Raw genomic sequence first — 21,528 nt, forward strand, 5'->3', positions numbered from 1 at the left:
TTGTATAATGGTCAACCATAAAGCCGTAAAAAGGTTGACCGCATTGAACCCTCTAAACCGCTCCATTCGTTCCCAGACGCCGTCCGGCGACTCGGCCAGCGTGCTTGCGTGGTATGCCGCGATCGTCGCGATCGGCCTGAATCTGCGGCCGCTGCTCACCTCGATCAGCCCGCTCATGACGACCATTCGCAACGACACCGGGCTGAGCTTCTACGGCGTATCGCTGCTCACGAGCCTGCCCGTCGTCGCGATGGGGCTCGGCGCGTTCGGCACCGGCCTGCTCGCGCGCCGACTCGGCGAGACCCGCGGCGTCGCGCTCGGGCTCGTGGCGATTGCCGCGGCATGCGCGGCCCGCGCATTCGCCGCCAGCGGCGGCGGGCTCATGCTCACGGCGGCCGCGGCCGGTGCGGGCGTCGCGGCCATCCAGGCGCTGCTGCCCGCCGTCATGAAGCAGCGTTTCGCCACGCGGGTGCCGCTCGCAATGGGGCTGTTCTCGGCGTCGATCATGGGCGGCGGCGGGCTCGGCGCGAGCCTGAGCCCACTCGTCGCGCGCCTCAGCGGTTCGTGGCATGCGGGGCTTGCCGTCTGGGCATTGCCGGCGCTGGTCGCACTCGCGATCTGGGGGGTGTTGAACGGCGGGTTCGGAGCAGGCCGGCGCGCAAAGCAGGCCGCCACCTCGCCCTCCCAGGAGCATGCCGACACGGCAACGGTGCCGGTCTGGCGCAAGCGCCGGGCGTGGATGCTCGGTCTGCATTTCGGGCTCGTCAACGGCGGCTATACGAGTCTCGTCGCGTGGCTGCCCGCCTACTATCAGCAGCATGGCGCGAGCGTCGAAGCGAGCGGCTCGCTGCTCGCCGCGATGACCGTGTTCCAGGCCGCCAGCGCGCTGCTCCTGCCGCTTGCCGCGGCGGCGTTCACGGACCGGCGTCCCTGGCTCGTTCTGGGCCTGTGTGGCCAGCTCGTCGGCGTGATCGGCCTCGCCGCGTGGCCCGAGGCCGCGCCGCTGCTGTGGGTCGCGGCGGCGGGCGCGGGGCTCGGCGGCACGTTCTCGGTCACGCTCGTCACCGCGCTCGACCATTGCGCGGACCACCGCCTGGCCGCGCGGCTCGTCGCCTTCGTCCAGGGTCTGGGCTTCATGATAGCCGCGCTCGCCCCCATCGTGGCCGGCCGCGTGCGCGACCTCACGGGCGGTTTCACGGGCGCGTGGATCATGCTCGCTGTATCGATCAGCGCGATGATCGTGCTCACGCTCGCGTTCTCGCCGCGCAGCTACGGGCGCTGGCTCGGCTCCCACGGCCCGGCCGGGGACGGCGCGATCGCGCAAAACCGCGCGCCGCTCGACGCCTGAGCCTCCCGCACAACTCAAATCGAGCGTCGGCGCAAGCCCTGCAAGGCGCCCCGCCGGGCCGCGGCGCACCCATGCAACACATCGCCCGCAGCACGTCGTGAAACGTTTGCATAAGCGCCTGTATGAATGTACAGTGCGTGCAGCCGGCCGTCCGTGCCGCCCGGTCGCCGTACCGGGTTACGCCGCTCCATCGCGCCCCGGTGCATGGTGCGGCCCCGGCCTGTATATCGAAACGGAGAACACGACGTGCGATTCTTCATCACGGGGACCTTGCTGGGCGTCCTCGCGTCCACCGCGGTCGCCGGGGAACACTACATCGAGATCTGGAATCCGCCGGAAGCGCGCACGCCCTCGGCGCATGCGGGCAATGCCGGCAAGAAGGCGCATCACGGCACCAAGCACAGGCTTGCCTCTGCCGACAAGCTCACCACCCGCAAGATCGCCGAACCGGCCGTGCGCGCTCCGGCGCCCACGCTGCCGGCCACGCCGGGCGCCCCCGGGCGCACCGCGCCGGGCAACGGGACCCTGCCGGAAATTCCGCCGCAAATCGGCCCCGATGGCAACGTGCTGACGGTGTGAGCTAGCGCGTCAAAGCACGACATACAGCGCGGCACGCAGCTGCCGCAATCACGGCCTCGAAGACCTCAAAGCGCCGCCCGTTCCCGTCTCCAGAAAAAAAACAGCCCCGTCACCGGAGAAGTGCGGGGCCGAATCCCATGTCAAGGAGATGTCATGGAGGAGACGGCTTCATCTTAGCCACGGCCCGCCGCGTGTCCAACCAATGGTTTCGCATATGCATTTCGGACCGCATAGCGCAGCGCAACCTGGCGCTGCCGGCATATGGATAGAACAAAAAGTCGTTTCGCGCCGCGCAGCGGGCTCTCTAAGATGACCCTTTCCAGCCTGCCAGGCTTCGTGGCTGCGTTGCCCGATCACGCGCGAGCCAGGTCTCATCGCATTTCCGGGAGTCCCCCTTGAGCATTTCCGATTCGCATCGCCGCCCGCTCGTGGTGGGCATCGGCGGCACGACGCGCGCCGCCTCGTCGACCGAGCGCGCGCTCGCTTTCGCGCTGCGCGGCGCCGAAGACGCCGGCGGGCGCACGCAATTATTCGGCGGCACGTTCCTGCATATGCTGCCGCACTATGCGCCCGAAGACCCCGTTCGCACCGACGCCCAGCTCGAACTGATCGAAGCCGTGCGCGCCGCCGACGCTGTCATCATCGCGACGCCCGGCTATCACGGCGGCATTTCCGGGCTCGTGAAGAACGCGCTCGACACGCTCGAAGAACTGCGTGCAGACAACCGCCCATACCTCGACGGCCGCGCGGTGGGCTGCATCGTCACGGCCTATGGCTGGCAGGCCACGGGCTCGGTGCTGACCTCGCTGCGCTCGATCGTGCACGCGCTGCGCGGCTGGCCAACGCCGTTCGGCGCGGGCATCAACACGCTGGAGACTCGCTTCGAGAGCGCGCAGCAATGCTCCGACGGCAAGGTCGCCGAACAGCTTGCCACGGTCGGCCGCCAGGCGGCGCAGTTCGCGCTCGCGTTCGGCGGCCAGGGCCAGGAACACTACGCGGCGCCGCTGGCGAGCGCCTTGAACAGCGTCAGCGGCGCGCAGGCCGCCAACGCGCCGCGCACCGAAAAGCGCCTGAGCCTCGCCGTCTGACACGCTGCCCGACCTCTCCTGCTTGCCCACCCGCACGCCGTCGACGCGCGGGGCGGGAAATGTTCCCTAACCCACATTGCCGGCCTCGCGCGGCGCGCATCGCGTGCGCCATCCCACAGACGCCGCCTACCGCGCGGTCCACATTGAAGCCAGATTCACCCCCTCGCCTCATCCGGATCATTCTGCTGACCGTCCCAGGCCACACGTGATTTGCTTGCGACGAATGATTGGTTCCATCGACATACGGCGGCCCGTACGCTGGTCCGTGTCGGCACCGTGAGTGAACAGCAAATACACGCGTCACTCTGAAAGAGAACCCGAGCAAATCAGCAGAAGATCAGCAGGAAGCGCGGCCATGAACACACCATTACGCTACAAAGGCTACGTCGTCGCCCCCAGCGCGCAGCAACTCCCGAACGGCCTTTTCGCCGCCAATCTCACCATTGGCACGCAGCCGGGCGCGCAGCATTCGTTCGACGAGCTCGATTACTTCTTCGAAGAAAGGCACGCGCTCGCCTACGCCTGCCGCTGGGCGCGCATGTGGATCGACCAGCAGCGTCGCTGCGCGTGAGGGCGCATGCTTCCTTACGGTTGTGACAGAATAGGAGTCATAGCCCCTTCACGTTAGATGCTCATGTCCGAAACCCTGACGCATCCGGACGAAGGCGCAGCCTTCATCTCCGAGAAGGACGCCGCGCTGCGGCGCTGGACTCACGACACGCCAGGGCCCATCAGGATCGGATCGGACGAACACCGCAAGCTGTTCTGCCGGGTGCTGCTCGACACCCACGATCCGTACCGCCCCGCCGTGCTCGACTGGCCGAAGCTCGAGCCCGACGCGCTCAGCCGCCTCACGTCGCCGCCGACCTGGGACATCGCGGTGCAGGCCGAAGGCCGCGCCTCGATCCGCGTGCTGCCTTACGCGCAAACTTTGAGCGACCCGCTGCTGCGCGAAGCGATCAAAATGGACGCGGCCGAGGAAGCGCGCCACAAGGCAACGCGCGCGACTCGAACTTCCTGCCCGCGAACCGTGAGGGGCTGGGCGACTCGCTCGAACCGCGCGAGATGATCGAACTCTGCCTCGAAGAAAACGGCGCGCGCATGAGCGGCTACGACGCGCGCCTGTCGCGGCCAACGTTCGTCCCCACGCTTGCACGCTTCGCGCTGCGCCGCTTGAAGAAGTAGCGCCACAACGTAGGACACGCGTAGCCTGCAGCAACGCGACACGCGTGTTGTTAGCATGGCTGCATAGCCGCACGAGGAGAACGCTGCATGACCTGGACTGTCGACCAGCAACTGGAACTGAGCGCAACGCAAGCCATCGAGGCTATCCACGCGGGACAACTGAAGGCCGCCGACTACGTCGCCACGCTGCTCGCGCGCGCGCAGGCGCTCTCCAACCTCAACGCGCTAACCGTGCTCGACGTGGAAGGCGCACTCGCCGCCGCGCAGCGCATCGACGCGCTCGGCGCAAACGAGCGCGCGCGTCTGCCGCTCGCCGGACTGCCCGTGGTCGTGAAGGACAACATCAATACGCGTGGCCTGCAAACCTCGGCCGGCACGCCCGCGCTCGAAGGCTTCGTGCCCGCACGTCACGCGCCTTCGGTCCAGCGTCTCGTCGATGCCGGCGCGATCCTGCTCGGCAAGGCCAACATGCACGAACTCGCATTTGGCATTACCAGTACGAATCTCGCACCGCATGCGGGGCCCGTGCGCAACCCCTGGGATCCCGAACGAATTCCCGGCGGCTCCTCCGGCGGCACGGCGGCCGCCATTGCGGCGCGCATCGTGCCCGCCGGACTCGGCACCGACACCGGCGGCTCCACGCGCATTCCCGCCGCGCTGTGCGGCATTGTCGGCTTGCGCCCGAGCGTGGGCGACGGCGGCACGCAACGCCGCTATCACGACTCGCAGGCCGTCGTGCCGATCAGCCATACGCGCGACACGGTCGGGCCGATGGGGCGCACGGTAGCCGACGTCGCGTTGCTCGACGCCGTGATCACCGGACACGGCCCGCTCTCGCCGGCCGCCGTGACGAATCTGCGCATTGGCCTGCCCGCGCCGCTGTGGGAAGGTCTCGAAGCCGCGCTCGAAGGCGTGGCGCGCGCCGCGCTCGCGAAGCTCGAAGCCGCGGGCGTCACGCTCGTGCCAGTCGAAATGAGCGAGCTGCTCGCGCTGAACGACCGCGTGAGCTATGCGATCGCGCTGCACGAGCCCATCGACGATCTCGCCGCATGGCTCGTTGCGAATCACGCACCGGCGCGAACCGTGGCCGAAGTCGCCGCGCGCATTGCGAGCCCCGACGTGCGCGCGGCCTACGATGCCGTGCTCGCCGACACGCGCGGCGGCGACTATCACGCTGCGATGACCGTGTGGCGGCCGCGCCTGCAGCAGCTTTACGCGCAGACTTTCGCGGCCAGCGGCCTCGACGCGCTGCTCTTTCCCACGACGCGCCTTGCCGCCGTGCCGATCGACGAACTGAACGGTTCGTCTCGCGTTTCGATCGACGGCGCGGCGCCGATCGACGAGATGGAGGCGTATCTGCGCAACACCGATCCCGCGAGCAACGCCGGCATTCCGGGCCTCGCGCTGCCGGCAGGTCTTGTCGACGCGCGCTTGCCAGTCGGGCTCGAACTCGACGGTCCGGCCGGCGGCGACCGCAGGCTGCTCGCGATCGGCCTCGCGTTCGAAGCGATTCTCGGGACACTGCCTGCGCCGGAGATTTGAGCGCACGGGCCACCCTGGCAACGAGCAAGCCGCGCGGTGCATTCTTGCAGCGCCGATCATTCAATTAGCCATCCGGATTAAATGGCCTTGGCGCCGGGCACCCGCGCGCGCAGCCTGCGGCAAATAAGCGCACGCGCCACCGCTACCCCGCCTCGGGCGTGGGTTCCCCGCCCGCATCGACGGACTCAAGACGCATTTGCCGCCACAACTACGGCGCTGCCGCTACAATGAGAACAGTTCTCATTCGTTGTAAGCAAGCCCCTCACCTATGCGTCTGACCGATCTGTCCAAAGGAGCGACCGCCCTCGTGGAGCGTGTCGAGGATATCGATGCCCCCGACCCGATCGCGCAGCGTCTGCGCGACCTCGGCTTCGTTGCGGGCGAGCCCGTGCGCGTGGTTGCGCGCGCACCCTGGGGCGCGGACCCGCTGCTCGTGCAGATCGGCTCGACCCGCTTTGCATTGCGCCGCGCGGAAGCGCAGCGCGTGAGCGTGACGACGAACGGGGAGACCGCCCAATGAGCCTGGCTCCTGTTACGCCGTTGCGCGTGGCGCTGGTCGGCAATCCCAACTGCGGCAAGACCGCGCTCTTCAATCTGCTGACCGGCGCGCGCCAGAAGGTCGCCAATTACGCGGGCGTGACGGTCGAGCGCAAGGAAGGACGCTTTGCCACGCCCTCGGGCCGCAAGGTGCAACTGCTCGATCTGCCGGGCGCCTACAGCCTCGATTCGACGAGCCCCGACGAGCGCGTGACGCACGACGTGCTGCTCGGCCGCTACCCGGGCGAGGCCGCGCCGGATCTGACCGTCTGCGTGGCCGACGCGACGAATCTGCGCCTGCATCTGCGCTTCGTGCTCGAAGTGCAGCGCATGGGGCGTCCGATGGTGCTCGCGCTGAACATGATGGACGCCGCGAAGCGCCGCGGCATCGAGGTGAACGTTGCCGAGCTTGCGCGCCAGCTCGGCATGCCCGTGGTCGAAACTGTGGCCGTGCGGCGCGGCGGCGCGCAAGCGCTCATCGAGCTGATCGAGCGAACGACGGCTGAACAACCCCAGACGCCAGCAGGAACCGCAACGGCGGCAGCGGCCAACGACGACCTGCACGTCACGGTGCGCGCGATCCTCGCGAGTGCCGTGACGATGCCGCGCGCCACCGACGCGCGCGACGACGCCATCGACCGCTTCGCGCTGCACCCTGTGCTCGGCCCGCTGATCCTCGCGTTCGTGATGTTCCTCGTGTTCCAGGCGGTGTATTCGCTTGGCAAGCCGCTCACCGACGCAATCGGCGATGGCTTCACCTGGCTCGGCGCGGCCGCCGGCGCGGCGCTGCCCGACGGCCCGCTGCGCAGCCTCGTGACGGACGCGCTGTTCGGCGGCGTCGGCACCGTGCTCGGCTTTCTGCCGCAAATTCTGGTGCTGTTCTTCTTTATCCTCGTACTGGAGGAGTCGGGCTATCTGCCGCGCGCGGCCTTTCTGCTCGACCGCATGATGGTGGCCGTGGGTCTCACCGGACGCTCGTTCATTCCGCTGCTGTCGAGCTTCGCGTGCGCGATTCCCGGCGTGATGGGCACGCGCAGCATCTCCGACCCGCGCGACCGGCTCGCCACGATCCTCGTCGCGCCGCTCATGACGTGCTCGGCGCGCTTGCCCGTTTATGCGCTGCTGATCGGCGCCTTCATTCCGCACCGCATGATCTTCGGCGTGTTCAACCTGCAGGGCCTGGTGCTCTTCGCGCTTTACGCCGCCGGCATCGTCGGCGCGATGGCGGTGGGCTGGGTCATGAAGACCCTGCGCCGCGATCACCGCGAACACGCGCTGCTCATGGAACTGCCCTCGTACCGGCTGCCGCGCGCACGCGACGTCGCCATCGGCCTGTGGGAGCGCGGCGCGATCTTCCTCAAGCGCCTCACGGGCATCATTCTCGCGCTCACGGTGCTGATGTGGTTCATCTCCACGTTCCCCTCGCCGCCCGCAGGCGCGACGCTGCCCGCGATCGATTACTCCATCGCCGGCTATCTCGGCCGCGCGCTGCAATGGCCGTTTGCGCCGCTCGGCTTCAACTGGCAAATGAGCCTCTCACTGATCCCCGCGTTCGCCGCGCGCGAAACGGCGGTGGCCGCGCTCGCCACGGTGTACTCGGTGGCGGGCGGCGACGCCGATACCGCCGCGCTCGGCCACACGCTCGCGCAGAACTTCTCGCTTGCCAGCGCCCTCTCGCTGATGGTGTGGTTCGCGTTCGCACCGCAATGCATGTCCACGCTCGCCGTGATTCGCCGCGAAACGCGCTCGTGGCGCGCCGTCGTGGTTTCGTTCGGCTACATGTTCGTCGTGGCCTACGCGGCCTCGTTCGTCACGTATCAGATCGCGAGGCACTTCGTATGAACGCCGGACTCGTCGCACAATATGCGGTGATCGCGCTGCTCGTGGCCGCGAGCTTCGTCTATACGCTGCGCAAGCTCGCGCCGAAAACGGCCACGCGCCTGCAAGCCGCCGTGGCCGCCATACTGTTGCGCCCGCAACGTGGTGCATTCGCGCAGCGCCTCGGGCGCTTCGTGCAGCCCAAGGGCGCGACCGGCGATTGCGGCGACGGCTGCGGCACCTGCCGCACCTGCGGACCGACGCCTGCGGCAACGGACACATCGAGCACGCAGCCGGTCACGTTGCATCCGCGCCGCAAATAAGCCGCGCCAACCGCGCACAAGCGACTGTCACAGCCATTGCGCTACACTGCGCGCTGCGTCGCGCCGCGACGCGTGCAGGTTTCGCAGCGCGGCGCGTTCGATCGAATGAACCCAGACTTCGTACCGATGCGATCCTTGCGCGTTACCCCTTTCATGCGGATGTCCAGGCTTGCCGTCGCCACGACGGCAGTCGTGGCGCTCGCCGCCACCGGCGCCTGTGTGCGCCTCTCCGCGGTCGACTCCGACGGTCTCTGGAAAGTCGTCGGCGGCCAGTGCGTGCCGAACATGCGCGACAAGGGCAAGCCCGGCCCCTGCACCACCGTCGACTTCCAGAAGCGCTATGCCGTGCTCAAGGACATCGCAGGGCGCGCGCAGTATCTCGTGATCCCCACCGACCGCGTGGGCGGCATCGAGAGCCCCGAGATTCTCTACGGCGGCGCGCCCGAATACTGGGTAGGCGCATGGGGCGCGGGACGCTTCGTGGAGGCGAAGCTCGGCATGCCGCTCGCAGGCGATCAGCTCGGTCTCGAGATCAACTCCTCGGAGCGCCGCACGCAGAATCAACTGCATATCCACGTCGATTGCATGCGACCCGATATTACGAAGGCACTCGCACCGTATGGCGACATGGCGCCGGGCACGTGGCGCTGGACCATGCTCGACGGCTCGCGCTACCGCGTCACGCGCGTGACGAGCCTCTCGGACAACAACAATCCGTTCCGCGTGGTCGAGCGCGATCTCGGCCCGAAACAGACCATGGCCGTGCAGACGATACTCGTGACGGGCGCCGGCCCCGATGCAAAGCGCAACGGCTGGCTCGTCGTGAACAGCGGGCTCGATGTCGACGGCGGAACCGGCACGGCGGAAGGCCTGCTCGACCATTCGTGCAGCCTCGCGCAAACGAAGAGCGCTTCGCAGTAGCGCGCAGTCGCGCCAGGGTGCATTCAGCCCGCGTCGTCCTCGCGCGCGACGCTCACCAGCCAGCGTCGTATCACCTGCTCCTCTTCGGACGTGAAGCCCGCGGCCATGTGCGCCTCCAGCTTCTTCACGCGTGCGCGGCACTGCCTGAGCAGCGTTTCGCCCTCGTCGGTCACGTCGATCTGCTGAATGCGCCCATGCACCGCGTGTGGGCGACGCACGATCGCGCCGCCGCGCTCCAGATTCGCGACGATCACGCTCACCGTTTGCGGCGTGAGCGCCGCGAGCCTCGCGAGATCGGCGCCCGAAATGCCGGGGTAAGCGGCCAGCAAGGTCAGCACGACGAATTGAGGCGGCGTAATGCCGAGATCGTCGAGCGCGCGTTCCATGCGCAAACGGTGCGCCGCACCCGCCTGGCGCAGCAGGTAGCCGAAATAGCCCGCCTCGCCGCGCTTGCCCTCGCCGACCGCCGGAATCGCGCTCGCGTGCTCGCCCCTTGCCGAAGCCGGGTCTTTCCTCGCTGTCTTGCGCATGATGTCAGAGTTCGAATATGATGTTCGTGCTCTGATATTAACGACCAAACTCCGCGAGGTCCAGTCATGTCCAGCGCTTCTACTCGCATTGCTTATGAAACCTTCGTGCGCGACGCCGCCCCGGTGGCCGCCGCGCTCTCCGCCATGAGCAAGGCTGTCGACGCGTCCGGGCTCGAAAAGCCGCTCACCGAGCTGCTGAAAATCCGCGCCTCGCAAATCAACGGCTGTGCGTTCTGCATTCAGTACCACCTCAACATTGCACGCGAGAAAGCCGTGCCGCGCGTCAAGCTCGATCTCGTGGCCGCATGGCATGAGGCGCCGGAATACTTCAGCGAGCGTGAACGCGCGGCGCTGGCTTACACGGAAGCGCTGACCACGAAGCTCCATGACGGCGTGAGCGACGCGCTCTACGCGGACGTGGCGCGCCACTTTCCCGGCGAGCAGATGGCGTTCTTGACCGCCGCCGTGGCGAATATCAATGCGTGGAACCGCATTGCCGTGGCGCTGCGCTTTGCGCCGCCGGTGCGCGACAAAGCAGGCTGAGGAAAGGAAAGGTAAGGATTGCACGCATTCCAACTCAAATTCACTGTATTCGACCTGGGCCGCTTACCAGGCAGACGGGCAATCCACGAGCAGCAGCCAGATGTCGGGCACCGCTTCGACGTCGAGCACGTCGTCCACGTCACCCGGTGCGCTTGCCGCCGCGCTTCAGCAATTCCTCGGCGCGCTGTTCCAGGCCGCCGCGCAACAGAGCGGCGTCACCACGACGGCCTCGGACGACAGCAGCGACAGCAGCGCGGTGTCGTCGGCAAGCGCTACGTCGGCGACTACGGCATCCAGCTCCAGCACGTCGTCCACGTCGAGCGATACGAGCGATACGACCACTGCGGCAGCGATGATGCCCCCGCCGCCGCCTCCGCCGCCCTCGTCGGCAGGCGGTTACGGCAGCGATCTCGCTTCGGCGATCTCGAACCTCGCGCAGTCGCTTTCGTCGGCTTCGAGCAGCACGTCCTCCGATTCGAGCACGGCAAGCAGCTCGTCGAGCAGTAGCAGCAGCAGTTCGGACAGCGAATTGACGTCCGATTTCCAGAACCTGACGGCCATGGGCGCCTCGTCGAGCAGTTCGTCGAGCGGCACGACGTCCGAGCTTCAGCAATTCCTCACGACGCTCGCGAGCAACCTGCAGCAGCAGGGCTCGGGCGCCGCGAGCGGCCTGTTCGTCAGCACGACGGCCTGACCCAAGACGTCCACGAGCGCCCGCTTTTTCAAGCGTTGGCACGTTTGCGCGCCGGTCCGCAAGGGGCTCGGCGCGCTTTTTTTTTTCGTGGCGGCGTATCAGCCGTGGGTGACAGGAAAGTTGAGCTTTACGAGCAGGCCGCCGTCGGGATGGTTCTCGACGTCGCATTGGCCGCCGCTGTCGCGCGCGAGCCGTGCGACGATGGCCAGCCCGAGGCCGCAGTGACCTTCGCCGCCACGCGCCGCATTCAGGCGCACGAACGGCCTCATGGCGGCGGGAATGCGCTCGCGTTCGATGCCCGCGCCGTGATCGCGTACGCGTATCAGGAACGCCCCGTCTTCGATCGCCGTCGAGATTTCGACCGGCGGGGCGCCATACTCGAGCGCGTTGTCGACCAGATTCGTGACGAGCCGGTCCAGCGTGACCTGCGGTAGCTTGAACCGGGGACCGGCACGCAGATCGAGCACGAACAGCGGCCCGTTACCGCCCTCGATTTCGTCAGGATTGCCAAACTGGCTTTGCAGAAAACCGTCGACGCCCAATAGCCTGCCCGCGTCGGGCGACTGTTGCGCGAACTCCAGAAACTGCTGGACGATGTGGGTGAGCGAATCGACGTCGCGCAGCATGCCGTTGCGCTCCGCCTCCTCGGCCATCAGCGTCGCGCGCAGCTTGAGCCGCGTCAGTGGTGTCTTCAGATCGTGCGCGATGCCGCTCAGCATCACCACGCGGTCATCTTCGGCCTCGTTCACGCAGCGCATCATGTCGTTGAACGATGCGCTCACGTCGCGCAGTTCGCGCGGCCCCTTGCCTTCGAGCGGCGCAATGCGCTCGCCGGTGCCGAACCGCCGCGCCGCCTGGGCGAGGCTCGCGAGCGGCTTCTGGATCTGCCAGGCAGCCAGGAACGACAGCGTGAGCGCCGCCAGCAGCATCGAAATCCCTTCGATGACAAAGCGCGGCGGCGGCGGAATATCGACCGGCACGACGACCCAGCTCGTGCTGCCCGGAAAGCGCACCCACAGTTGCGGCGGGCGCGCGTCGTCCACGGCGAACTGCGTGCCGGGCGGCAATTGTTCGCGCAGATGACGCGTCAAGTCGACCAGCGGCCTGCGCGTCGGTTCGTGCAGGTGCGTGTCCTTGGGCACGTTCCACACCGGCACGCGGTGCACGCGCAACACGTCGCTCAGGTCGCCGCCCTTCGGCGGCTCGAGCGAACCGCCGAGATGCACCGGGGGCGGCAGCGTGCCGCCGCCGACGTGCTCTTCGCTGGCCACCCGCAGCGCGAGCAGGACACCACGCGCGAAACCATCGACTTCATGGCGCGGCGGCTGGCGGGCAAGCAGCAAAAACCAGCCGAGCTGCATGGAAAGCAAAACCGCCGCCGAGAGCAATGCCATGCGCCCGAACAGCGTATTCAACGGACTTCTCACTGAATTGCTGCGCCGTGCGCCTCCGAATAATTCGCCGGGTCCGGCACGAATACATAGCCCTTGCCGCGCACGGTCTGGATATGGCGCGGATTCGACGGATCGGCCTCGATCACGCGGCGCAGGCGCCAGATCGGCACGTCGAGGCTGCGTTCGTGGAACTCGCGCTCGTCGCGATGCACGATATCGTGGATCAGCGTGCGCGAAAGCACTTTGTAGGGATGCGTGGCGAATACCTTCAGCAACGCGAATTCGCTTTCCCTCAGCGGAATCTGCGTGTCGCCGCAGGAGAGCGTGCGCATCGTGAAGTCGAGCTCGAAGTCGCCGAACCGGTAGCGCCGGCGTGCCTCGGGTGCGCTGGCGGTGGAGGGGCCGCGCCGCCGCAGGATGTTCTGGATGCGCACGAGCAGTTCATGCGGATCGAAGGGCTTGGGCAAGTAGTCGTCCGCGCCAAGCGAGAGCCCGCGAATGCGGTCGCTCACGGCGCCGCGCGCGGTGACGAAAATGACGGGAATGTCGTCGCCGGCCGCGCGCAAGGCGGCAATGGCCTCGAGGCCGTCGGTCTCCGGCATCATGATGTCCAGCACCACAATGGACGGACGTTCGCGCTCGAGGCGGCGCTGGAGGTGGACGCCGTCATGCAGCACGGCCGTATCGAAGTTATGCGAGCGCAGGAAGCGGCTCAGCAGATCGCGCACGACGGGATCGTCGTCGACAATGAGGACGCTGGGGTTCATGCCGCGATTTTAAAGCAGTGCGGGGGGCGGAACCTTGCACCGTTTCTTACCAATCCTTTCTTCGCATCGTCTTGAAAAAGGGCGGCATCGTCAGATCCCACGCGGCCAAAACGACGTCATGTTATCGAGGCTGCTCGTTCGCGAGTATCGTTCAATTCTCCTATGCAACTGGCATGGCTTCAATGCGCGAGCCCGGGCGCGACCGGTGCCGGTTGGCTCAGCATCGAACCCGCGGCCCACGCACCCAGTTGCGCCGCGCCAATGCGCTCACGCAGCCACGCGTCGAAGGTTTCCTGCAATTCCGCATGCCGCAGGGCGAAGTCGACCGTCGCCTGAACATAGCCGAGCTTGGTGCCGCAATCGTAGCGTTTGCCAACGAACTCGTAGGCCAGCACCTGCTCCTCTTCGCGCATTGAATGAATGGCGGGCGTGAGTTGAATCTCGCCGTTCATATCGGGTTTCAGCGCGCGCAAATGTTCGAAGATGCTTGGCATGAGCACGTAACGCCCGGCCACACCGAAGCTCGACGGCGCCAGTTCGGGCGTAGGCTTTTCAATGATGCGGCTCACGCTGATCACGCGCTCGTCCCAATGCCGGCCGTCGATCACGCCATGACTCGTCGACTCGCACGACTCGAATTCTTCTACGGCGAGAACCGAGGAATCGTAATGGCTGAAGATATGGACCATCTGCGCGAGAACCGGAGGCTTGCCGTCGAGCAGATCGTCGGCGAGCACGACCGCAAACGGTTCGTCGCCTATCAGCTTTTCCGCGCAAAGCACGGCGTGCCCGAGACCGAGCGGTTCGGCTTGCCGGACATAGACGCACTCGACATTGGCCGGCTTGATGCTCTGCACGAGTTCGACGAGATTCTGCCTGCCGCGCGCCCTCAGCACGTGTTCGACCTCGTAGGACCTGTCGAAATGATCTTCGATGACGCGCTTTCCGCGGCCCGTCACAAAGATCAGTTCGGTAATGCCTGCACCGATGGCTTCTTCAACGGCATATTGGATGAGCGGCTTGTCGATGACCGGCAGCATTTCCTTCGGGCTCGCCTTCGTTGCCGGCAGAAAGCTCGTATCGATTCCCGCCACCGGGAACACAGCTTTACGAACACCAAGCATGATGACCTCACCTGTCTCGTAGAGGGGCGATACGACCATGGTGAAGGACGCGGGTTTTGCATTCCGACCCCGTATCCCCCCATGGCGAGTCAGCTCGGCGACAAGTTCCCAGGGTTCGGCCGGAAAGGTCTGCCGAAAAGCCAAACTCAATCATCGCACTGTTTTTGCGCGACGTGCGCGCGAGTGATGCCGGCCGCACGCGGCGCAAGCAAAGCGCGCGATTCCTGCGCCGCCCGCCGATTACATCGCATGTAATTGGAGAGCCGCGCATCTGCGCCTATCCTCAACACATGATCGAGTCAGCAGCCAACCTGGGAGAACCGATGAACTCCACGCGCCCCGACCCAAACGCGCCGCAAAGCGAACTTGGCGCCCTGCTGCGCTATTGGCGGGATGCGCGTGGCGTGAGTCAGCTCGATTTGTCGCTGGACGCCGGGATTTCCCAGCGGCAAATCAGCTTTATTGAAAGCGGGCGCAGCGTGCCGGGCCGTGACACGCTGCTGACCCTTGCACAGACGCTCGACGTGCCGCTGCGCGAGCGCAACGCCCTGCTGCTCGCCGCCGGCTACGCGCCCGTCTATTCGGAAGCGCCCTGGAACGCGCAGGAAATGCAGCACGTCGTGCGCGCGCTCGAGCGGGTCATTCGCCAGCACGATCCGTTTCCGGCCATCGTCATGGACCGGCACTGGAACGTGCTGATGACCAACGACGCCGCGCCGCGCTTCTTCGGCCACTTCATCGACATGGCGGCGCACCCAAGCCCGCGCAACTTGCTGCGTGTGATGTTCGATCCTCAGGGCATGCGTCCATTCCTCGCGGACTGGGAGAACGTTTCGCGTAGCTTGCTGCAACGCGTGTATCGCGAAGCGGTCGGCCGTGTAATCGACGAAGAAACACGCACGCTGCTCGACGAATTGCTCGCGTACCCCGGCGTGCCAGGCGACTGGAAAGCGCGTTATAGATCGGCCGGCACGCCCACCATGCCGGTCATTCCGCTGAGTTTCATCGACGACGGCAGTGTCCTTCGCTATTTCTCGATGGTGACGAGCGTGGGAACGCCGCAAAACATCGCCGCCCAGGAATTACGCCTCGAATGCATGTTCCCCGCCGACGACGCCACCGAAGCGCGACATCGGGAACTGCTCGCGGCGCATGCGAAGGAACACTGAGCGGTTCTCATCCGCAAGCGCGAAAAAAAGGGCGCTCCGCTTTAGCAGAGCGCCCCAGGGCAAAACTCTCACGGCGTTCTCCGGCTACAGGGGAAGCCGGAAGGAGCCGGCCTAGCAAGTCAGACCGCTTCAAGCGGCCTCAAGCCGCTTCGAGCACGAGCAATTGCGCGCCGTCGGCCACCTGGTCGCCTACGCCATACAAGACTTCGGTGACCTTGCCAGCCGCAGGCGCGCCAATGGTGTGCTCCATCTTCATCGCCTCCATGACGATGAGCGGCGCGCCCTTCTCGACCACAGCGCCCGGCTCGACCAGCACGGCGATCACCTTGCCCGGCATGGGCGCAGTCAGACGGCCCTCGCCGTGCTCCGTGTCGGCCGCATGCGCGAGCAGGTTCTGCCACTCGAACGCCATCGCCGTGCCGAGGCAGAACACATGAAACACGTCGCCGTCGATGAATACGCGGCCCGATACGCGCTTGTCGCCGATGGTCGCGCCGTATTCGTCCACGCCCTCGCCGCGCCACCACGTGTAGCGCGCCGCGTGCGCCGCATAGGCCAGGGTTTCCTCGCCGCCGTCATGCGTATGCGCCACCGTGAACGCGGTATCGCTTTCGATGTCGCGCCAGGAGAGTGATTGCGCGAAGCCGCTATTCAGGCGCCAATGCGAAAGCGACTGCCACGGCGACGCACCATGCGCCGCGCCGCCCTCACGGCCAAGCAGCGCCGCACACGCGAGCGCGAGCGCTTCGCGAACCGGCTTCTGCTGCGGAGAGAACAACGCGTCATGGTTACGCTCGATCAGGCCCGTGTCGAGATCGGCGCTTGCGAAAGGCTCACAGGTCACGAGCCGCTGCAGAAATTCGACATTCGTATGCGGCCCCACCACCTCGCACGCTTCGAGCGCACGCTTCATTCGCGCAAGCGCGTCCTCGCGCGTGGCGCCGTGCACGATCAGCTTCGCGATCATCGGATCGTAGAACGGCGTGATGGTGTCGCCTTCGCGCACGCCGCTGTCGATGCGCACGCTCGCGCGCTGGCCCGCGTCGCCGAGCCGGAACTCGACGCCCTCCGGCATGCGCAGATGCTTGAGCGTGCCCGTGGAGGGCAGGAAGCCGCGCGCCGGATTTTCCGCGTAAATGCGCGCCTCGAGTGCATGGCCCGTGATCGACAACTGCGACTGCCCGAGCGGCAGCGGCTCGCCCGCCGCCACGCGCAACTGCCATTCGACGAGATCGAGGCCCGTGATCATCTCCGTCACGGGGTGCTCGACCTGCAGGCGCGTGTTCATCTCCATGAAGTAGAAGTCGGTGCCCGTCATGATGAATTCGACGGTGCCCGCGCCTTCATAGTGCACCGCGCGCGCCGCGGCCACGGCCGCCTCGCCCATGGCGCGGCGCACGCCGTCTTCGAGGCCCGGCGCGGGCGCTTCTTCGAGCACTTTCTGGTGACGGCGCTGCACTGAGCAGTCGCGGTCGAACAGGTAAACCGCGCCGCCATGTTTGTCGGCGAACACCTGGACTTCGACGTGACGCGGCCGCGTGAGGTACTTCTCGATCAGCACGCGGTCGTTGCCGAAGCTGCTGGCCGCCTCGCGCTTGCACGAAGCGAGCGCCGCCGCGAAGTCCTCGCTGCGCTCGACCACGCGCATGCCCTTGCCGCCGCCGCCCGCGCTCGCCTTAAGCAGTACGGGATAGCCCATTGCATCGGCTTCGCGCTGGAGGAGCGCGGGGTCCTGGTCGTCGCCGTGGTAGCCCGGCACGAGCGGCACGGCCGCCGCATGCATCAGCGCCTTCGCGGCCGCTTTCGAGCCCATGGCGGCGATCGCCTCGACCGGCGGCCCGATGAAGACGATGCCGGCCGCTTCGCACGTGCGGGCAAAGTCTTCGTTCTCCGAAAGAAACCCGTAGCCGGGGTGAATGGCTTGCGCACCCGTGGCGCGCGCGGCTTCGATGATGCGCTCATAGCGCAAATAGCTTTGCGCGGCGGCGGCCTCGCCGATATGCACGGCTTCGTCGCAGGCCGCGACGTGCTTGGCGTTCGCGTCGGCGTCCGAGTACACGGCCACGCTCTTTACGCCAAGCCGCGTGCACGTCGCCGCGACCCGGCACGCAATTTCGCCGCGGTTGGCGATCAGGATTTTGTTGAACATGTGCTGTCCTCGCTTCGTTTCCTGCTTCTTGCCTTATTGATCGCGCCAGCGCGGCGTGCGCTTTTCAAGGAACGCCGACACGCCGTCGCGCCCCTCCTCGCTCGCGCGAATACGCGCGATGCGAACGGCGGTGTCTTCGATCAAGGCGTCGTCGATCGTCTGGCCGGCGATGTCCTGCACGAGCTGCTTGCACTCGCGCACGGCATTCGGGCTGTTCGCGCAGAGCGTTTCGGTGATGCGTTGCACGGTGGCGTCGAGGGCTTCGGCGCTCACGGCCTCGCTCACGAGGCCAAGCCGCTGCGCGGTGGCGCAGTCGAAGGCTTCGGCCGTGACGAAGTAGCGGCGCGAAGCCTGCTCGCCCAGCGCGCGGATCACATAAGGCGCGATCGTGGCGGGTATGAGGCCGAGGCGCGCTTCGGAAAGGCAGAAGTGCGCGGTCTGCACGGCCACCACGATGTCCGCCGCACACACGAGGCCCATGCCGCCCGCGTAGGCGTCGCCATGCACGCGTGCGACGACCGGCTTCGGGCAGCGGTAGACAGCCGAGAGCATCTTCGCGAGACGCATGGCGTCCGCGCGATTCTCTGCGTCGGAGTAGCCGGCCATCTTGCGCATCCAGTTCAGGTCCGCGCCTGCGCAAAAGGCCTTGCCGTTGCCGGCGAGCACGATCGCGCGCACATCGTCGCGCGCGCCGAGCGCGGTGAACGCAGCCGTGACGTCTGCGATCATCGCTTCGTTGAACGCGTTGCGCACCTCAGGACGATTGAGTGTGACAGTCGCCACGTGTCCGGCGAATTCTACGGTGAGCGTTTCGTATTGCATTGTCTGGTCCTCAATGCATCACATGCGGAACACGCCGAAGCGCGTCTCTTCGATCGGCGCGTTCATCGTGGCGGAAAGGCCCAGGCCGAGCACGTCGCGCGTTTGCGCCGGGTCGATCACGCCGTCGTCCCACAGGCGTGCGCTCGCGTAATACGGATGGCCCTGCAGTTCGTACTGGTCGCGAATCGGCTGCTTGAACGCATTTTCCTCTTCGGCGCTCCACGTGCCGCCCTTCGCTTCGATGCCGTCGCGGCGCACCGTGGCGAGCACCGATGCGGCCTGCTCGCCGCCCATCACCGAAATGCGCGCGTTCGGCCACATCCACAGGAAACGCGGCGAATACGCGCGGCCGCACATGCCGTAGTTGCCCGCCCCGAACGAACCGCCAATGATGACCGTGAATTTCGGCACCTTGGCCGTGGCCACTGCCGTCACCATCTTCGCGCCGTTGCGCGCAATGCCCTCGTTCTCGTACTTGCGGCCCACCATGAAGCCCGTGATGTTCTGCAGGAACACGAGCGGAATCTTGCGCTGGCAGCACAGCTCGATGAAGTGCGTGCCCTTCAGCGCCGATTCGGAAAACAGAATGCCGTTGTTCGCGATGATGCCGACCGGGTGGCCCCAGATGTGCGCAAAGCCCGTCACGAGCGTGGTGCCGTAGCGCGCCTTGAATTCATCGAAAGCCGAGTCGTCGACGATGCGGGCGATCACCTCGCGCACGTCGAAGGGCTTGCGCGTATCCACGGGAATCACGCCGTAGAGGCTTTTCGCGTCGAAGCGCGGCGGCAGCGGCTCGCGCAGCACCACGGGCGGCGTTTTCGTGCGGTTCAGATTGCCGACGATCGAACGCGCGATGGCCAGCGCATGCGCATCGTTCTGCGCGAGATGGTCGACCACGCCGGAAAGACGCGTGTGGACGTCGCCCCCGCCCAGGTCCTCGGCGCTCACTTCCTCGCCCGTCGCCGCTTTCACGAGCGGCGGGCCGCCGAGGAAAATCGTGCCCTGGTTCTTCACGATGATCGACTCGTCGCTCATGGCCGGCACATACGCGCCGCCCGCCGTGCACGAGCCCATCACTACCGCGATCTGTGGAATACCCTGCGAAGAGAGATTCGCCTGGTTGTAAAAGATGCGGCCGAAGTGATCGCGGTCCGGAAACACCTCGTCCTGGTTCGGCAGGTTCGCGCCGCCCGAATCGACGAGATATACGCAGGGCAGGTTGTTTTCCTGGGCGATTTCCTGCGCGCGCACGTGCTTCTTCACCGTGACCGGATAGTACGTGCCGCCCTTCACCGTGGCGTCATTGCAAACGATCACACATTCTTGCCCCGCAATGCGGCCAATGCCCGTGATGACGCCCGCGCCCGGAGCGTCGTCGTTGTACATGCCGTAGGCCGCGAGCTGCGAGAGCTCCAGAAACGGCGTGCCCGGATCGAGCAGCTGCGCGATGCGATCGCGCGGCAGCAGCTTGCCGCGCGAGAGGTGCTTGTCGCGCGCGGCCTCGCCGCCGCCCAGCGAAAGCTTCTGGATCTTCTCGCGCAGGTCCGCGACGAGCGCTTCCAGTGCCGATGTATTGGCCTTGAAGTCTTCCGAACGCGGATTGAGCTTCGATTCGATGACCGGCATCCCGTCCTCCCTTCGTTACCGTGAGTTGCTTAGGATTACATCGTTTCCGCGAACAGCTCGCGGCCGATCAACATGCGGCGAATCTCGCTCGTGCCCGCGCCGATTTCGTAGAGCTTCGCGTCGCGCCAGAGACGCCCGACCGGATACTCGTTGATATAGCCATTGCCGCCGAGGATCTGGATCGCTTCGCCCGCCATCCACGTGGCCTTTTCCGCGGTGTAGAGAATCACGCCCGCGCAGTCCTTGCGCACCTGGCGCACGTGGTCCCGGCCGAGCGTGTCGAGCTGTCGGCCCACAGCGTAGAGATAGGCGCGGCACGCCTGGTAGGTCGTATAGAGGTCCGCGACCTTGCCCTGGATGAGCTGGAACTCGCCGATGGCCTGACCGAACTGCTTGCGGTCGTGGATGTACGGCACGACCGCGTCCATAACCGCGGCCATGATGCCGGTGGGCCCGCCCGCCAGCACGGCGCGCTCGTAGTCGAGGCCGCTCATCAGCACTTTCACGCCGCCGTTGAGCTGGCCGAGGATGTTCTCTTCGGGCACTTCCACGTCCTGGAACACCAGCTCGCCCGTGTGCGAGCCGCGCATGCCGAGCTTGTCGAGCTTCTGCGCAACCGAAAAGCCCTTCATGCCCTTCTCGACGATGAACGCCGTAATGCCGCGCGAACCCGCTTCAGGGTCGGTTTTCGCGTAGACGACCAGCGTGTCGCAATCCGGGCCGTTGGTGATCCACATCTTCGTGCCGTTGAGCACGTAGCGGTCGCCCTTCTTTTCGGCGCGCAGCTTCATGCTCACGACATCCGAGCCGGCGTTGGGCTCGCTCATGGCGAGCGCGCCGATGTGCTCGCCGGAAACGAGCTTCGGCAGGTACTTGCGCTTTTGCGCCTCGCTGCCGTTGCGGTGGATCTGGTTCACGCACAGGTTCGAATGCGCACCATACGAAAGGCCGACCGATGCGGACGCGCGCGAGATTTCCTCCATCGCGACCATGTGCGCCGTGTAGCCCATGTTCGCGCCGCCGTACTCCTCCGAGACCGTCATGCCGAGCACGCCCAGGTCGCCGAACTTGCGCCAGAGGTCCATCGGGAACTGGTCGGTGCGGTCGATTTCGCCCGCGCGCGGCGCGATTTCCTTCGCCGCGAAGCCAGCGATGCTGTCGCGCAGCATTTCGACTTCTTCGCCGAGCGGGAACTGCAAACCGGGTACGTTGCTCATGTGTGTCTCCAGGGAATCTCGAACCGGGCGTAGCTTCGCCCCATGGACGCACATTTCACGCCAGATTTACGTTAACGTCAATAGGTGTTTCTGAGTGACACTCAAGTTTTCATGAAGATGAAACTTCCTTGTCCGACGGCGTTTTTTTCGCG

Annotated in this window: 20 protein-coding genes and 1 pseudogene; 13 read left to right on the forward strand and 8 right to left on the reverse strand. The window is 66.3% G+C overall.

Translation table 11 applies throughout. The annotated features are described in order from the left end of the window. Window positions 1-43: 43 nt before the first annotated feature. The 10 genes and pseudogenes from M3A49_RS04335 (at window position 44) to M3A49_RS04380 (ending at window position 9,341) form a co-directional block, all read left to right on the forward strand. Window positions 44-1,348, forward strand: coding sequence for a cyanate transporter (locus M3A49_RS04335; protein WP_416338918.1), 1,305 nt, complete (start codon window positions 44-46; stop codon window positions 1,346-1,348). A 246-nt stretch (window positions 1,349-1,594) separates the two neighbouring features. Next, on the forward strand, window positions 1,595-1,927 hold the full coding sequence (locus M3A49_RS04340; RefSeq protein WP_254357486.1) for a hypothetical protein: 333 nt from the start codon (window positions 1,595-1,597) through the stop codon (window positions 1,925-1,927). A gap of 395 nt (window positions 1,928-2,322) precedes the next feature. Continuing rightward, on the forward strand, window positions 2,323-3,015 hold the full coding sequence (locus M3A49_RS04345; protein WP_266227602.1) for an NADPH-dependent FMN reductase: 693 nt from the start codon (window positions 2,323-2,325) through the stop codon (window positions 3,013-3,015). A gap of 355 nt (window positions 3,016-3,370) precedes the next feature. Further along, window positions 3,371-3,586 (forward strand): hypothetical protein, encoded by a 216-nt coding sequence (locus M3A49_RS04350; RefSeq protein WP_028202602.1) that lies wholly within the window; start codon window positions 3,371-3,373, stop codon window positions 3,584-3,586. Window positions 3,587-3,649: 63 nt separating this feature from the next. Next, window positions 3,650-4,200, forward strand: a pseudogene (locus tag M3A49_RS04355) (hypothetical protein). Window positions 4,201-4,287: 87 nt separating this feature from the next. After that, window positions 4,288-5,742, forward strand: a complete 1,455-nt coding sequence (gene iaaH / locus M3A49_RS04360) for an indoleacetamide hydrolase (protein ID WP_266227603.1) — start codon at window positions 4,288-4,290, stop codon at window positions 5,740-5,742. Window positions 5,743-6,010: 268 nt separating this feature from the next. Beyond that, complete coding sequence (locus M3A49_RS04365) at window positions 6,011-6,262, forward strand: FeoA family protein (protein ID WP_028202605.1); 252 nt, start codon at window positions 6,011-6,013, stop codon at window positions 6,260-6,262. Next, complete coding sequence (gene feoB, locus M3A49_RS04370; RefSeq protein ID WP_266227604.1) at window positions 6,259-8,121, forward strand: ferrous iron transporter B; 1,863 nt, start codon at window positions 6,259-6,261, stop codon at window positions 8,119-8,121. Before M3A49_RS04365 ends, feoB begins: the two co-directional genes overlap by 4 nt. Next, window positions 8,118-8,420 (forward strand): DUF6587 family protein, encoded by a 303-nt coding sequence (locus tag M3A49_RS04375; protein ID WP_266227605.1) that lies wholly within the window; start codon window positions 8,118-8,120, stop codon window positions 8,418-8,420. Before feoB ends, M3A49_RS04375 begins: the two co-directional genes overlap by 4 nt. A gap of 153 nt (window positions 8,421-8,573) precedes the next feature. Continuing rightward, window positions 8,574-9,341 (forward strand): CDP-diacylglycerol diphosphatase, encoded by a 768-nt coding sequence (locus M3A49_RS04380; RefSeq protein ID WP_266227606.1) that lies wholly within the window; start codon window positions 8,574-8,576, stop codon window positions 9,339-9,341. Between the two features lie 23 nt (window positions 9,342-9,364). On the opposite strand, the gene M3A49_RS04385 is transcribed toward M3A49_RS04380, so the two are convergent. Continuing rightward, complete coding sequence (locus M3A49_RS04385) at window positions 9,365-9,871, reverse strand: MarR family winged helix-turn-helix transcriptional regulator (RefSeq protein ID WP_266227607.1); 507 nt, start codon at window positions 9,869-9,871, stop codon at window positions 9,365-9,367. 66 nt (window positions 9,872-9,937) lie between these two features. On the opposite strand from M3A49_RS04385, the gene M3A49_RS04390 reads away from it, so the two are divergent. Both M3A49_RS04390 and M3A49_RS04395 read left to right on the forward strand, forming a co-directional pair. Next, window positions 9,938-10,414, forward strand: a complete 477-nt coding sequence (locus tag M3A49_RS04390) for a carboxymuconolactone decarboxylase family protein (protein ID WP_266227608.1) — start codon at window positions 9,938-9,940, stop codon at window positions 10,412-10,414. A 100-nt stretch (window positions 10,415-10,514) separates the two neighbouring features. Then, window positions 10,515-11,108: a hypothetical protein gene (locus tag M3A49_RS04395; protein WP_266227609.1), complete on the forward strand. Its 594-nt coding sequence runs from the start codon at window positions 10,515-10,517 to the stop codon at window positions 11,106-11,108. Between the two features lie 98 nt (window positions 11,109-11,206). Here the strand turns inward: M3A49_RS04395 and M3A49_RS04400 are convergent, their stop codons facing one another. The 3 genes from M3A49_RS04400 to galU all read right to left on the reverse strand — a co-directional run bounded on the left by M3A49_RS04400 (window position 11,207) and on the right by galU (window position 14,393). After that, entirely contained in the window at window positions 11,207-12,535 is a 1,329-nt protein-coding gene (locus tag M3A49_RS04400) for an ATP-binding protein (RefSeq protein WP_266227610.1), read from the reverse strand. Next, on the reverse strand, window positions 12,532-13,269 hold the full coding sequence (locus tag M3A49_RS04405) for a response regulator (protein ID WP_028202613.1): 738 nt from the start codon (window positions 13,267-13,269) through the stop codon (window positions 12,532-12,534). Before M3A49_RS04405 ends, M3A49_RS04400 begins: the two co-directional genes overlap by 4 nt. A gap of 179 nt (window positions 13,270-13,448) precedes the next feature. Then, window positions 13,449-14,393, reverse strand: coding sequence for a UTP--glucose-1-phosphate uridylyltransferase GalU (galU, locus tag M3A49_RS04410; RefSeq protein ID WP_266227611.1), 945 nt, complete (start codon window positions 14,391-14,393; stop codon window positions 13,449-13,451). Window positions 14,394-14,716: 323 nt separating this feature from the next. Between galU and M3A49_RS04415 the strand changes: the two genes are divergently transcribed. After that, window positions 14,717-15,562 (forward strand): helix-turn-helix domain-containing protein, encoded by an 846-nt coding sequence (locus tag M3A49_RS04415; protein ID WP_266227612.1) that lies wholly within the window; start codon window positions 14,717-14,719, stop codon window positions 15,560-15,562. A gap of 139 nt (window positions 15,563-15,701) precedes the next feature. Here M3A49_RS04415 and M3A49_RS04420 read toward each other — a convergent pair whose 3' ends face one another. Genes M3A49_RS04420 through M3A49_RS04435 form a run of 4 tightly spaced genes read right to left on the reverse strand, consistent with a single transcriptional unit; the run spans window position 15,702 to window position 21,376 of the window. After that, window positions 15,702-17,711 carry an acetyl/propionyl/methylcrotonyl-CoA carboxylase subunit alpha gene (locus M3A49_RS04420; RefSeq protein ID WP_266227613.1) on the reverse strand — a complete coding sequence of 670 codons (2,010 nt, stop codon included), beginning with the start codon at window positions 17,709-17,711 and terminating at the stop codon, window positions 15,702-15,704. 33 nt (window positions 17,712-17,744) lie between these two features. Then, window positions 17,745-18,533 carry an enoyl-CoA hydratase/isomerase family protein gene (locus tag M3A49_RS04425; RefSeq protein WP_266227614.1) on the reverse strand — a complete coding sequence of 263 codons (789 nt, stop codon included), beginning with the start codon at window positions 18,531-18,533 and terminating at the stop codon, window positions 17,745-17,747. An 18-nt stretch (window positions 18,534-18,551) separates the two neighbouring features. Further along, a complete protein-coding gene (locus M3A49_RS04430) occupies window positions 18,552-20,159 on the reverse strand; it encodes a carboxyl transferase domain-containing protein (RefSeq protein WP_266227615.1) in 1,608 nt (535 codons plus the stop codon). Window positions 20,160-20,194: 35 nt separating this feature from the next. Further along, on the reverse strand, window positions 20,195-21,376 hold the full coding sequence (locus tag M3A49_RS04435) for an isovaleryl-CoA dehydrogenase (protein ID WP_254316715.1): 1,182 nt from the start codon (window positions 21,374-21,376) through the stop codon (window positions 20,195-20,197). Window positions 21,377-21,528: the final 152 nt, after the last annotated feature.

Source organism: Paraburkholderia sp. CNPSo 3076 (assembly GCF_026343935.1).
Classification (GTDB): domain Bacteria; phylum Pseudomonadota; class Gammaproteobacteria; order Burkholderiales; family Burkholderiaceae; genus Paraburkholderia; species Paraburkholderia nodosa.

Coding starts and splice junctions, on each gene's coding strand:
- M3A49_RS04435 (WP_254316715.1), bottom strand. CDS start 21,376: ATGAGCAACGTACCCGGTTTGCAGTTCCCGCTCGGCGAAGAAGTCGAA.
- iaaH (WP_266227603.1), top strand. CDS start 4,288: ATGACCTGGACTGTCGACCAGCAACTGGAACTGAGCGCAACGCAAGCC.
- M3A49_RS04385 (WP_266227607.1), bottom strand. CDS start 9,871: ATGCGCAAGACAGCGAGGAAAGACCCGGCTTCGGCAAGGGGCGAGCAC.
- M3A49_RS04420 (WP_266227613.1), bottom strand. CDS start 17,711: ATGTTCAACAAAATCCTGATCGCCAACCGCGGCGAAATTGCGTGCCGG.
- M3A49_RS04380 (WP_266227606.1), top strand. CDS start 8,574: ATGCGGATGTCCAGGCTTGCCGTCGCCACGACGGCAGTCGTGGCGCTC.
- M3A49_RS04365 (WP_028202605.1), top strand. CDS start 6,011: ATGCGTCTGACCGATCTGTCCAAAGGAGCGACCGCCCTCGTGGAGCGT.
- M3A49_RS04405 (WP_028202613.1), bottom strand. CDS start 13,269: ATGAACCCCAGCGTCCTCATTGTCGACGACGATCCCGTCGTGCGCGAT.
- feoB (WP_266227604.1), top strand. CDS start 6,259: ATGAGCCTGGCTCCTGTTACGCCGTTGCGCGTGGCGCTGGTCGGCAAT.
- M3A49_RS04390 (WP_266227608.1), top strand. CDS start 9,938: ATGTCCAGCGCTTCTACTCGCATTGCTTATGAAACCTTCGTGCGCGAC.
- M3A49_RS04395 (WP_266227609.1), top strand. CDS start 10,515: ATGTCGGGCACCGCTTCGACGTCGAGCACGTCGTCCACGTCACCCGGT.
- M3A49_RS04425 (WP_266227614.1), bottom strand. CDS start 18,533: ATGCAATACGAAACGCTCACCGTAGAATTCGCCGGACACGTGGCGACT.
- M3A49_RS04415 (WP_266227612.1), top strand. CDS start 14,717: ATGAACTCCACGCGCCCCGACCCAAACGCGCCGCAAAGCGAACTTGGC.
- M3A49_RS04430 (WP_266227615.1), bottom strand. CDS start 20,159: ATGCCGGTCATCGAATCGAAGCTCAATCCGCGTTCGGAAGACTTCAAG.
- galU (WP_266227611.1), bottom strand. CDS start 14,393: ATGCTTGGTGTTCGTAAAGCTGTGTTCCCGGTGGCGGGAATCGATACG.
- M3A49_RS04350 (WP_028202602.1), top strand. CDS start 3,371: ATGAACACACCATTACGCTACAAAGGCTACGTCGTCGCCCCCAGCGCG.
- M3A49_RS04375 (WP_266227605.1), top strand. CDS start 8,118: ATGAACGCCGGACTCGTCGCACAATATGCGGTGATCGCGCTGCTCGTG.